The following is a 12,457-nucleotide window of genomic DNA, read 5'->3' on the forward strand; positions in this document are numbered from 1 at the left end:
TAACGGTGGCGGCCCGGATGCGCCGCGCAGGCTGGGAGACTGGGGGCATGCTCATCCTCGCCGCCACGCCCATCGGCAACCTGAAGGACGCGTCGGCCCGCCTCGTCGAGCTCCTCGAGTCGGCCGAGGTGATCGCCGCCGAGGACACGCGCGTGACCGTCAAGCTGCTGCGCGGCCTCGGCATCGAGAACCGGCCGCGCCTGCTCCCGCTGCACGAGCACAACGAGCGCGAGAAGGCGGCGTCGCTCGTCGAGCTCGCCCGCGACGGCGACCTCGTGCTGCTGTCCGACGCCGGGATGCCGACCGTCTCCGACCCGGGCTACCTCCTCGTCTCGGCCGCGATCGCCGCCGACGTGCCGGTCACCGTCATCCCCGGCCCCTCTGCGGTCGTCACCGCCCTCGCGCTCTCGGGCCTGCCGACCGACCGCTTCACCTTCGAGGGCTTCCTGCCCCGCAAGCGCGGCGACCGTCTCAGCACGTTCAGGATGCTCGCCCGCGAGCCGCGCACGATGGTGTTCTTCGAGTCACCGAACCGCCTGGCCGAGTCGCTGACCGACCTGGCCTCGGTGCTTGGCGACGACCGCCGGGTGGCCGTGGTGCGCGAGCTGACGAAGCTCTACGAGGAGGCACGCCGTGGCACCGCGGCCGAGCTCGCGGCGTGGGCCGCCGGTGGGGTCAAGGGCGAGATCGTGATCGTGGTCGCCGGGGCCGAGGCGCTCGCCGCCGATCTGCCGACGGCGCTCGCCGAGGTGCAGTCGCTCGTCGCGTCGGGCACGCGGCTCAAGGAGGCCACCGTCGCGGTCGCGGAGGCGACCGGGCTGTCGCGCCGCGGCCTGTACGAGGCGGCTCTGGCGGCGAAGCGGCCCTGAGCTGGTGACCGTCCACCCCGTGTGGGCCGTCCACCCCCGTGCGGGGCGGCGGGCGACGGGGTAGGCAGGGACGCATGGCTTCAGCAGTGCGATTCCAGACGTTCGGCGGCACCGAGGTGCTCGAGGTGGTCGAGATCGACCGCCCCGAACCCGGGCCCGGAGAGGTGCGCGTCGAGATCGTCGCGTCGTCGATCAACCCCGGCGAGGCCGCGATCCGGGAGGGTCGGCTGGAGGAGATCTTCCCCACGACCCTGCCGAGCGGCGAGGGCAGCGACCTTGCCGGCCGGGTGCAGTCGACCGGCCCGGGCGTGACCGGCGTCGAGGCGGGCGACGAGGTCATCGGCTTCAGCGACCGCCGCGGTGCCCACGCGACCCACGCCGTCGTGCCGGCCGAGAACCTCGTTCCGAAGCCCGCCGGCGTCACCTGGGAGGAGGCCGCCACCCTCTACGTCGCCGGCACCACCGCCGTCGCCGCCGTGCGGGCCATCGGGATCGCGTCAGGAGAGACCCTCGTCGTCGCGGGCGCGACGGGCGGCGTCGGCCTGTTCGCCGTCCAGCTCGCCCGACTCGCCGGGGCCCGCGTGATCGGCCTCGCCCGTCGCGACGACCACCCGCTGCTCGAGGACCTCGGTGTCGAGCCCGTCGAGTACGGCGAAGCCGCCCTGGAGCGTCTGCGCGAGCTCGCGCCCGACGGCGTCGACGCCTTCATCGACACGGCGGGCCACGGCTCGGTCGACCTGGCGCTCGCGCTCGGCGTCGCGCCCGAGCGCATCGACACGGTCGCCGACCCGGCCGCTTCCGCGCGGGGCGTGAAGACCGAGGGGAACGCCCAGGGCGGAGGTGCCGCGACCCTGGCCCGGCTCGCCGAGCTCGTCGCCGAGGGCGCGCTGCGCGTCGTGATCGACACCATCTACCCCCTGCAGCGCGTGGCCGAGGCCTACGACCACCTGGCCACGCGGCACGTCGTCGGCAAGATCGTGCTGCGCATGGAGTAGGGCTCCGGACGCCCGCTCCACTCCTCCACATTCACGGAGGTGTGCGCACCTCTGCACAGCCCGTCACGCGGCCCGGCACGCGCATCCGCCCCCTTTAGGATGGTCAGCATGTCCGCCGGCTCCGCGTTTTACATCACCACGCCGATCTTCTACGTGAACGACGTGCCCCACATCGGGCACGCCTACACCGAGGTCGCCGCCGACGTCCTCGCGCGCTGGCACCGCCAGGCCGGCGACGACACCTGGTTCCTCACGGGCACCGACGAGCACGGGCAGAAGATCCTGCGCACCGCGACGGCGAACGGCGTCACCCCCAAGGAGTGGGCCGACAAGCTCGTGGCCGAGGCGTGGCAGCCGCTGCTCGAGACGATCGACATCTCCAACGACGACTTCATCCGCACCACCGACGAGCGGCACGAGGTCAACGTGCAGCTGTTCCTGCAGCGCCTCTACGACGCGGGCTACATCTACACCGGCGAGTACGAGGGCTACTACTGCGTCGGCTGCGAGGAGTACAAGCAGCTCTCCGACCTGGTCGACGGCACGGGGCAGTACGAGGGGCAGCTGGTCTGCGCCATCCACTCCAAGCCCGTCGAGCTGCTGAAGGAGCGCAACTACTTCTTCCGCATGAGCGACTTCACCCAGCGGCTGCTCGACCTCTACGAGGAGCGGCCCGACTTCGTGCAGCCCGAGAGCGTGCGCAACGAGATCGTCTCGTTCGTGCGCCGAGGGCTCACCGACCTGTCCATCTCGCGGCAGACCTTCGACTGGGGCATCAAGGTGCCGTGGGACGAGTCGCACGTCGTCTACGTCTGGTTCGACGCGCTGCTCAACTACGCGACGGCCGCCGGCTACGGCTCCGACGAGGAGAAGTTCGCGCGTCTCTGGCCGGCGACCCACATCGTCGGCAAAGACATCGCCCGCTTCCACGCCGTCATCTGGCCGGCCATGCTGATGGCCGCGGGCCTCGACGTGCCGAAGCAGGTCTACGGCCACGGCTGGCTGCTGGTCGGCGGCGAGAAGATGTCGAAGTCGAAGCTCACCGGCATCGCGCCCGAGCAGATCACCGACACCTTCGGCTCCGACGCGTTCCGCTACTACTTCATGCGCGCCATCAGCTTCGGTCAAGACGGCTCGTTCTCGTGGGAAGACCTGTCGGCCCGCTACCAGGCCGAGCTCGCCAACGGTTTCGGCAACCTCGCCTCGCGGGTCATCGCGATGGTGAACCGGTACTTCGACGGCGCCGTGCCGACGGCGGTCGAGGGGTCGGTGACGGATGCGGAGATCGCGATCCGCGCTACCGAGCGTCGCGTCACCGCGGCAGCCGACGAGGCCATCTCGCGCCTGGCCGTCCACGAGGCGCTCGCGCGCATCTGGGAGCTCGTAGACGAGCTGAACGGCTACATCACCGTGCAGGAGCCCTGGGGGCTCGCGAAAGACCCGGCGAACGCCGACCGGCTCGCCACGGTACTGAGCACCGCGCTCCGCGGCCTCGGCACGCTGGCCGTGCTGCTGTCGCCGGTCGTGCCCGAGGCGGCGGCCAAGCTGTGGACGGCGCTGGCCGGCGTCGGCACCGTGCAGGAGCAGAACATCCGCACGGCGTACGAATGGCAGGGCGGCGACCGCGTGCAGCCGCTCGAGGCGCTGTTCCCGCGCATCGAGGTGGAGGCCTCGTGACCTCGCCCGAGCTGCCCGATCACCTGCGCACGCGCGAGCCCTCCGACCGCGGCGACCAGAGCTACCCGCCGCTGCCCGAGGCTCTCGTGGTGCCGGTCTACGACAACCACACCCACCTCGAGATCGCCGACACCTCCGACCCGATCGACTACCGCGAGCACCTCGACCGTGCCTCGGCCGTCGGCGTGCGGGGCGTGGTGCAGGTCGGCACCGACCTCGAGACGAGCCGCTGGTCGGCCGAGCAGGCCGCACGGGAGCCGCGCATGCTGGCCGCGGTCGCGCTGCACCCGAACGAGGCGCCCGAGTACGCCGCAGCCGGAGGGCTCGACGCGGCCCTGGCCGAGATCGCCGAGCTGGCGGGCTGGCCGCGCGTGCGCGCCGTCGGCGAGACCGGGCTCGACTTCTACCGCACGGGTGACGACGGCCGGGCGGCGCAGTACCGCTCCTTCGAGGCGCACATCGAGATCGCGAAAGAGAACGGCATCGCGCTCCAGATCCACGACCGCGACGCCCACGCCGAGGTCATCGAGACGCTGAAGCGCGTCGGCGCGCCCGAGCGCACCGTGTTCCACTGCTTCTCCGGCGACGCCGAGCTGGCCCGCATCTGCACCGAGAACGGCTGGTACATGTCGTTCGCCGGCAACGTCACGTTCAAGAACGCCCACAACCTCCGCGAGGCCCTCGAGACGGCGCCCCGAGCGCTCCTCCTCGTCGAGACCGACGCCCCCTATCTCACGCCGATGCCCTACCGCGGCCGGCCAAATGCGCCCTACCTCATCCCGCACACCCTGCGCGCGATGGCCGCGCACCTCGGCACCGACGTCTCCATGCTCGCCGCCCAAATCTCGTCGAACACCGAGCTCGTCTACGGCCGCTGGGAGGACGAGCCGGTGCAGGCCTCGTGACCGACGCCGCTTCGCCGCCTGACTCGTCCAGCCGCGCGGCCGATTCGTCGGCGGCCGCGCCCGCTGCGACGGCCGCGACTGATCCGTCCGCCCTCGCGGCCGACCCGCCCGCGGCCACGTCCGCTGCGGCGGTCTCGCTGCTCGGGCCGGCCGAGATCCGCGATCTCGCCGGGCTGCTCGACCTGACGCCCACGAAGAAGCTGGGCCAGAACTTCGTCATCGACGCCAACACCGTGCGCAAGATCGTGCGCGTCGCCAAGGTCGAGGCGGGCGACGTCGTCGTCGAGGTCGGTCCCGGCCTCGGCTCGCTCACCCTCGGTCTCCTCGAGGCCGGTGCCGAGGTGGTCGCCGTCGAGATCGACCACCGCCTCGCCGAGCAGCTGCCGCTCACGGTGTCGCAGCTGGCTCCGGATGCGCGGCTCACGGTGATCCGCGACGACGCCCTGCGCATCCGCTCGCTGCCGGGCGACCCCACCCGCCTGGTTGCCAACCTGCCCTACAACGTCTCGGTGCCGGTGCTGCTGCACCTGCTCGAGCACTTCCCGTCGATCCGGTCCGGCGTCGTCATGGTGCAGGCCGAGGTCGGCCACCGCCTCGCCGCCGACCCCGGATCGAAGGTCTACGGCTCGCCCTCGGTGAAGGCGGCCTGGTACGGCGACTGGCGCACGGCCGGCCAGGTCAGCCGCCAGGTCTTCTGGCCGGTGCCGAACGTCGACTCGGTGCTGGTGGCCTTCGACCGCGTCGGCTCGGGCCTCGACTCGGAGGAGCTGCGCGTGCGCACCTTCGCCCTCGTCGACGCCGCCTTCGGGCAGCGCCGCAAGATGCTCCGCCAGTCCCTCAGCGAGGTGCTCGGCGACTCCCAGCGTGCCACGGCCGTCCTCGAGGCGGCGGGCGTCCCGCCCACCTCCCGCGGCGAGTCCCTCACGGTCCACGACTTCCTCGCGGTAGCACGCGCCGCCGCCGCGGCCGAAGCTCCCGTCGAGGCTGCACCCGCGACCGCCGAGCCGGCACCCGCTCAGCCCGCACCCGCTCAGCCCGCGCCCGGACAGGCCGCGCCCGCCCAGGCGGCGTCCGACCCCATCGACGGCGCCCCCGAATCCATCTAGCAGCGCCCGATCCCGTCTGACCGCCCGGAGTGCGGCCCCGCCTGGGACGGTGGGCTTCGACTCACGTCGCGGGGCGACTCGGAGGTGCCGAACGGGGCCGGGAGGTGGAACGATCGGAGGGTGACGTCGAACGCCGCCTATCCCGTCCAGCTCTCGACCCTGCGCTGGGGGCCGCCCGACGCGCGGCCGGCCGCGCTGCTGCTGCACGGCCTGACCTCGTCCGCCGGCACCTGGTGGCAGGTCGCCGCCGCCCTGGCCGCCGAGGGCTGGTCGGTCACCGCCGCCGACCTCCGCGGGCACGGGGCCTCGCCCCGCACCCTCCGCTACGCCCTCGACGACTACGCGGGCGACGTGCTCGCCCTCGCGCCCCACGGCAACCCGGTGCGCGGCTGGGACCTCGTGATCGGCCACTCTCTAGGCGGCGCCGTCGCGACCGTCGCGGCGGCCCGCCACCATCACTGGGCCCGCGCCCTGCTGCTGCTCGACCCCGTGCTCGACGTGCCCGAGGATCGCCACGACACCCTCGTGACCGACCTCGTCGCCGAGCTCGGCGAGCTCGACCCGGCGGCGCTGCTCGCCGCGAATCCGCGCTGGCACACCGAGGACGCCACCCAGAAGGCCACTGCCGCCCGGCTCGTCAGCCCCTATGTCGTGGAGCGCACCGTGCGGGACAACGAACGGTGGCTGCTCGAGCCGGTCGCGGCGGGCATCCGCTCGAGGGTGAGGGTGCTGGCCGCCGATCAGGAGAAGGGTGCCTCGTTCACGACCGCCGAGGGGGAGCGGCTGAGCGCGACGTCGCCCCTGTTCGACTTCGCCGTCGTCGACGGGGCGGCGCACTCGATCCAGCGCGACGACCCCGATCGTGTGGTCGCCGAGGCGCTCGCCCTGCACGACGGGCTGCCGGGCGTCCTCTGACGAGGAGCGACCGCGGCCGAGACGTCCACGGCCTGGGCGTCCACTCCTGCACAGATAGACCATGTGACGAGTGTGTTTCGTTATGTGTCCCGGGCGCGGGTTGGGACCTACCGTCCCGTTAAGATGGAGAGCGGCCCCGAGGTGCGGCCGCCCAATCACAGCAGATCCACTTTGTAAGGGGACACCCATGTCGAAATTCGCGCGCCGAGCGGGTGCCGCAGCACTCGCCGTCGGCCTCGTCGCATCCGTAGCCGCCTGCTCGAGCGGGGGCAGCGAAGGAAGCGGCAGCGGCGACAGCACCGGTGCCACCGACGAGTCGATCATCCTGATCACCCCCACCCCCATCGGGTCGAACAACTTCCTGCAGCTCGCCGCCGACGGCGCCGAGGAGGCCGGCGAGAAGTACGGCGCCAGTGTCGACGTCTACGAGAGTGAAGACCCGACGAGCATCCAGCAGAACATCGACGCCGCCGTGCGCGAGAAGCCGAGCATCATCATCGGCGTCAGCTTCAGCGTGCTCGACCAGATCACCCAGGCGGCCGCCGACTACCCCGACCAGCAGTTCCTGCTGATCGACACCTCGGCCGAGGAGCCCACCGAGAACCTCACCGCCGCAGTGTTCAAGGAGTACGAGGCCACCTACCTCACCGGCGTCGAGGCCGGCCTCCTCAGCGAGAGCGGCAACGTCGGCGTGGTCGCCTCGCTCGACACCCCCTTCCTGCACCGCTGGGTCGACCCGTTCTTCGCGGGCGCCGAGAGCGTGAAGCCCGGTGTGAAGACCGCCGTGCAATACGTCGGCGGCGACAACCCGTTCGGCGACCAGGCCCGCTCCAAGGCGCAGGCGCAGATCCTCGCCGACGGCGGCGCCGACTACGTGCAGGCCGCCGCGTCCGGCGGAAACCTGGGTGTCTTCGAGGCGGCCTCCGAGGCCGGCTTCAAGGCCTTCGGCGTCGACACCAATCAGTGCCTCGACTCGCCCGGTAACGTGGTCGACAACGCGATCAAGCGCGTCGACGTGGCTCTCGTCAACTCCGTCGGCGACATCCTCGACGGCACCACCGGCGGCTTCACCTCCTACGGCCTGGCCGAGGGCGGCGTCAGCCTCACCGGCCTCGAAGACGGCGTCGACGACTCGCAGTGCCTCATCGCCGACCACCCCGACGTGATCGAGAAGGTCGCCGCCGTGCGCGACCAGATCGTCTCGGGCGAGATCACGGTGACCGACCCGCTGACCGCCGGCTAGTCCTGCATGGTCTCTCGCGCATCCGATGATGCCGCCGACGCAGCTCGGCCGCCCGCGCCCGTCGAGGGTGCGGCCGCGGTCGAGCTGATCGGCATCGGCAAGAGGTTCGGCTCCGTCGTCGCGAACGACGCGGTCGACCTCGTGCTGCGCCGGGGCACCGTGCACGCGGTCATGGGCGAGAACGGGGCCGGCAAGTCGACGCTCATGTCGATGCTGTTCGGTCTGCTCGAGCCCGACTCGGGCGAGATCCGGGTCGAGGGGCGCCCCGTGCGCTTCTCCGGCCCGCTCGACGCGATCGCCGCGGGGCTCGGCATGGTGCACCAGCACTTCCGCCTCTTCGACACGATGAGCGTCGCCGACAACGTCGTCTACGGGGCCGAACCGCGGCGCGCAGGCGTCTTCGGTCGGGCCTTCGTCGACCAGCGGGCGGCGGATGCACGGGTGCGCGAACTGGCCGCACGCTACGGCCTCGACACCGACCCCGCGGCTGTCGTGGGCTCACTGTCGGCCGGGGCGCGGCAGCGCGTCGAGATCCTCAAGGCGCTGCACCGGGACGCCCGCATCCTCATCCTCGACGAACCCACCGCCGTGCTCACGCCGAGCGAGGTCGACAGCCTGTTCGCCGTCATCCGGCGCGCGGCCGACGCGGGCACCACCGTCGTACTGGTCACGCACAAGATCCATGAGGTGCTCGCCGTCAGCGACGAGGTCACCGTGCTGCGCGACGGCCGGGTCACCGGGCGGTTCGCGACGCGGGACGCCTCGGCGGCCGAGCTGGTGCGCGCGATGACCGGCCGGGCGATCGCCGAGGTCAAGAACCCAGGCACGGGCACGCCGGGCGAGACGGTGCTCGAGGTCGAGGGCCTCTCGGTGTCGGATGGCCGGCGCACCGTCGTCTCGGACGTGTCGCTCTCGGTGCGGCGCGGCGAGATCGTCGGCATCGCCGGTGTCTCCGGCAACGGACAGCACGAGCTCGTGGCCGCGGTGCTCGGAACCCTCGGAGTCGCGGCGGGGCACGTCCGCCTGGCCGGCGCCGACGTCACCGGAGCCTCGGTGCGGGACCGGCGCGCGCGGGGGCTCGCCGTCATCCCCGAGGACCGCCGCGGCGAGGGCAGTGCCGTCACCATGACGGTCGCCGAGAACGCGGCGCTCGGCCATCACCACAGCGCTCCGATCGGGGCGTCCACGGGCATCCGTCGCGGGTGGATGTCGCTGAAGGCCGAACGGTCTCAGGCGCGCGAGCTGATCGCCGACTACGACGTGCGCACCTCGGGGGAGCAGCAGCTGATCGGGTCGCTCTCGGGCGGCAACGCGCAGAAGGTCGTCGTGGCGCGCGAGCTCGCGCACGGGGCGCCGCTGCTGATCGCCGAGCAGCCGACGCAGGGCGTCGACGTGGGGGCGATCGAGGCAATCCACGGGAGGCTGCTCGACTACCGGGCGGCGGGCAACGGCATCCTGCTCGTCTCGCACGAGATCAGCGAGCTGCTCGCCCTGGCCGACCGCGTGCTCGTGATGTACGGCGGCGCGATCGTCGCCTCGTTCACGGCGGCCGAGGCCACCACCGAGCGCATCGGCGCAGCCATGGCCGGCGCCGCCGCCGCTGACCCCGACCCCACCGCTCCCGACGACGGAGACCGTGCATGACCGCCCCACCCCCGATCACTCCCGGCCCCCCGGCCCCCGCGGCCAGCCGCGGCCGCCGCCTCGCCACCGCAGCCCTGCGCCACCCCGCCGTCGTGCCCATCGGCGCCGTCGTGCTCGCCCTGCTGATCGGCGCCGTGATCATCCTCGCGGCCGGCCTCGACCCGATCACCGCCTACACCGCCGTCATCCAGAACTCGCTCGACCCCGGTCAGCTCGACTACACCTTCTCGGTCTGGGCCTTCATCTGCGGCATGGCGCTGGCGGCCGCGATCCCGCTGCGGATGGGCGAGTTCAACCTCGGCGGCAACGGACAGCTCGTGCTCGGCGGCCTCACCGCCACCGTCATCGCGTCGAGCCTGCCGCTGCCCTCGATCATCCTCATCCCGCTCGCCGTCATCGGGGCGGCGGTCGTCGCGGGTGCGTTCGGAGCGATCTCGGCCCCGCTGGCCACCCGTTTCGGCATCCCGATCATCATCTCGACGCTGCTGCTCAGCCCGGTGGCCGTCGCCGTGGTCAGCTACCTGGTGCGCTTCCCGCTCGGCGAGGCCGGATCGGCGGTCGCCCAGACCACCCGCCTGCCCGAGGGTGCGCGCATGTGGGCGCTCGGCGATCTCTCGTACTCCAACGCCGGCCTCATCATCATCGTGCTGCTGATGGTCGTGTTCTGGGTCGTCGACTCCCGCACCGCCGTCGGCTTCGAGCTGCGCGTGGTCGGCGCCAACCGCCGCTTCGGCGCCTACGGCGGAGTGCGCGTCGGCCGACTGGCCCTCGGCGCGATGGCCGCCGCCGGAGCCGCTGCGGGCGTGGTCGGCGCCGTGATCGTGATGTCGTCGCCGTTCCGTCTGATCGACGGCGCGCTGATCTCGCCCGGCTACACCTTCGCCGGCCTCGCCGCGGCCCTCCTCGCGGGCGGACGCCCGGCGCTGATCCCGGTCACGGCCATCCTGTTCACCATCCTCCAGGTCGGCGGCGCCGGCATGGAGCGCTCGGCCGACGTGCCCCGGCAGTTGTCCGACGTGCTGCAGGGTGTGGTGATCGTCGTGCTCGCCCTCCGCACCGTGCTCGACCAGCGGCGCACCGAGAGGAGCTCGGCCTGATGCACGTCTTCGAACTCGGCTTCGTGGCGGCCGTGCTCCTCGCGGCCACGCCCATCCTCTATGCCGCCCTCGCCGGCGCGATCTCGGCCCAGGTCGGCGTCTTCAACATCGCCCTCGAGGGCCAGATGCTCTGGGGCGCGTTCGCCGCGGTCGCGGGCAGCTACTACACGGGCAGCGCCTGGGGCGGCGTGCTCACCGCGCTCGTCTCGACCGCCCTGTTCTCGGTGGTCCTCGCCGTCGGTGCCGCCCGCTGGCACGCCGACCCGATCATCATCGCGATCGGCACGAACCTCCTCGCGATCGGCCTCACGGGCTTCCTGCTGCGAGTGCTCTTCGACACCTCGGGCTCCTTCTCGCCGCGCGGCCTCGAGGGGCTGCCGAAGATGGAGTTCCTCGCCGACGTTCCGGTGATCGGCCCGATCTTCGCGGGCCAGACGGCGCTCGTGCCCCTCGCCTTCGTACTCATCGTCGCCGTCGGGCTGTGGCTGAAGCGCTCGGCGGGGGGCCTGCGCCTCCGGGGCGTGGGCGAGCATCCGGATGCCGCAGCCGCCCTCGGCGTCAACGTCGCCTCGTACCAGACCTGGGTCACCATCGCGGGCGGCGCCCTCTGCGGGATTGCCGGCGCCCAGCTGGCCCTCGGCAACGTGACCGTCTTCACCGAGAACATGACCGCCGGCCGCGGCTGGATCGCCGTCGCCGCCGTCATGCTCGTCGCCGGCCGTCCGCTCTGGCTGCCGGTCGCGTGCCTCGGCTTCGGCGCGGCCGAGGCGCTCGGCTTCCGCCTGCAGGGCATCGGCGCGCCCCAGCAGCTCACCGACGCGGCCCCCTACGCGATCACGCTGCTCGTGCTGGTGGCCACCCGCATCCGCTTCGCGAAGCGCGCTTCCCTCACGACCACCTGACCCGCCCCACCCCGACGCCGAGCGGATGCCCGTGCCGCCGCCCCTCGCCCGCCGCCCGCCTCGCGCGGAGGCCGCGCATCCGCCCCACCCGACCAGCACCGAAGGACGCACCATGACCACCGGCACCCCTGCCCGCGAGACCCGCCACATCGTCGTCGACACCGACACCGGCATCGACGACGCTCTCGCCCTGCTCTATCTGGCCGGCCGCGACGACGCCGAGATCTCGGCCATCACGAGCGTCTACGGCAACACCCCGGTCGAGGCGGCGCTGACGAACATCGCCCGTGTGCAGAAGCTCGCCGGCCTCGAGGACGTGCTCGTCGCCCGCGGCGCCGCCGGCCCCATCGACGGCGAGCCGCGCATCGCCGGGCACGTGCACGGCCGCGACGGCCTCGGCGACCTCTGGTCCGACCCGATCGCGCCGAAGAACCTCTCGCCGCTCTCCAGCGCCGAGCTGCTCGTCGAACTCGGCCGCTCGAAGCCCGGCTACTACGACCTGCTGCCGGTCGGCCCGCTGACGAACCTCGGTCTCGCCCTCGAGATCGAGCCCGAGCTGCTGATGCTCTACCGTTCGGTGGTCATCATGGGCGGATCCGGCCCGTTCCCGCCGCTCGGCACGGTGCAGATGGTCGATGCGAACATCCACAACGACGCCGAGGCCGCCCGCCGCGTCTTCGCGGCCCCGCGCCGTCAGCTCGTGATGGTCGGCGTCAACGTCACCGCCCACACGATCGTCGACGAGCAGGCCGTGCAGGCCCTGCACCGCGCCGGCACCGAGTGGGGCACCTTCTCGGCGCAGGTGCTCGAGGCGTACATGGACTTCTACCAGTACTCCTGGGGCCGCCGCGTCTCACCGGCGCACGACGGGCTGGCGGCGGCGTTGCTGGTGCACCCGGAGTGGATCACCTCGGCAACCACCGGCCCCGTCAACATCACGAGCGACGGCTTCGCCACGCGCGCGCACCTCATGCGCACCGCCACCGGGCTGCCGGTGTCGTGGCAGAGTTCTCCGGCTCCCGACACGGTCGTGGTGCTCGACGTCGACCGCGAGGCGTTTCTCGCCGACTTCGTGCGGGTGCTCTCGGGGCACTGACCGAGGGC

The 12,457-nt window shown here is 72.4% G+C and carries 11 protein-coding genes; all 11 read left to right on the forward strand.

The features are described from left to right. Positions 1-47: 47 nt before the first annotated feature. The 11 genes from rsmI to HQQ85_RS17165 all read left to right on the forward strand — a co-directional run bounded on the left by rsmI (position 48) and on the right by HQQ85_RS17165 (position 12,449). Complete coding sequence (rsmI, locus tag HQQ85_RS17115; protein ID WP_173183696.1) at positions 48-869, forward strand: 16S rRNA (cytidine(1402)-2'-O)-methyltransferase; 822 nt, start codon at positions 48-50, stop codon at positions 867-869. Positions 870-943: 74 nt separating this feature from the next. Next, positions 944-1,864, forward strand: coding sequence for an NADP-dependent oxidoreductase (locus HQQ85_RS17120; protein WP_173183697.1), 921 nt, complete (start codon positions 944-946; stop codon positions 1,862-1,864). A 108-nt stretch (positions 1,865-1,972) separates the two neighbouring features. Continuing rightward, positions 1,973-3,541 carry a methionine--tRNA ligase gene (gene metG / locus HQQ85_RS17125; RefSeq protein WP_173183698.1) on the forward strand — a complete coding sequence of 523 codons (1,569 nt, stop codon included), beginning with the start codon at positions 1,973-1,975 and terminating at the stop codon, positions 3,539-3,541. Continuing rightward, positions 3,538-4,446 carry a TatD family hydrolase gene (locus HQQ85_RS17130; protein WP_371741945.1) on the forward strand — a complete coding sequence of 303 codons (909 nt, stop codon included), beginning with the start codon at positions 3,538-3,540 and terminating at the stop codon, positions 4,444-4,446. The genes metG and HQQ85_RS17130 overlap by 4 nt, the downstream gene beginning before the upstream one ends. 137 nt (positions 4,447-4,583) lie before the next feature. Then, positions 4,584-5,552, forward strand: coding sequence for a 16S rRNA (adenine(1518)-N(6)/adenine(1519)-N(6))-dimethyltransferase RsmA (rsmA, locus tag HQQ85_RS17135; protein ID WP_216851856.1), 969 nt, complete (start codon positions 4,584-4,586; stop codon positions 5,550-5,552). A gap of 120 nt (positions 5,553-5,672) precedes the next feature. After that, the gene (locus HQQ85_RS17140; protein ID WP_173183701.1) at positions 5,673-6,467 is read left to right on the forward strand and encodes an alpha/beta hydrolase; all 795 of its coding nucleotides are present in this window, start codon (positions 5,673-5,675) and stop codon (positions 6,465-6,467) included. Between the two features lie 187 nt (positions 6,468-6,654). Continuing rightward, positions 6,655-7,710 carry a BMP family ABC transporter substrate-binding protein gene (locus tag HQQ85_RS17145; protein WP_173183702.1) on the forward strand — a complete coding sequence of 352 codons (1,056 nt, stop codon included), beginning with the start codon at positions 6,655-6,657 and terminating at the stop codon, positions 7,708-7,710. Positions 7,711-7,716: 6 nt separating this feature from the next. Then, entirely contained in the window at positions 7,717-9,354 is a 1,638-nt protein-coding gene (locus HQQ85_RS17150) for an ABC transporter ATP-binding protein (RefSeq protein ID WP_173183703.1), read from the forward strand. Then, entirely contained in the window at positions 9,351-10,451 is a 1,101-nt protein-coding gene (locus HQQ85_RS17155) for an ABC transporter permease (protein ID WP_173183704.1), read from the forward strand. The genes HQQ85_RS17150 and HQQ85_RS17155 overlap by 4 nt, the downstream gene beginning before the upstream one ends. After that, complete coding sequence (locus HQQ85_RS17160; protein WP_173183705.1) at positions 10,451-11,353, forward strand: ABC transporter permease; 903 nt, start codon at positions 10,451-10,453, stop codon at positions 11,351-11,353. The genes HQQ85_RS17155 and HQQ85_RS17160 overlap by 1 nt, the downstream gene beginning before the upstream one ends. A gap of 112 nt (positions 11,354-11,465) precedes the next feature. Beyond that, on the forward strand, positions 11,466-12,449 hold the full coding sequence (locus HQQ85_RS17165) for a nucleoside hydrolase (protein WP_173183706.1): 984 nt from the start codon (positions 11,466-11,468) through the stop codon (positions 12,447-12,449). The last annotated feature ends 8 nt before the right edge of the window (positions 12,450-12,457 follow it).

Origin of the sequence: Herbiconiux sp. VKM Ac-2851, assembly GCF_013205105.1 — a bacterium.
In the GTDB taxonomy this organism is placed as follows: Bacteria; Actinomycetota; Actinomycetes; order Actinomycetales; family Microbacteriaceae; genus Herbiconiux; species Herbiconiux flava.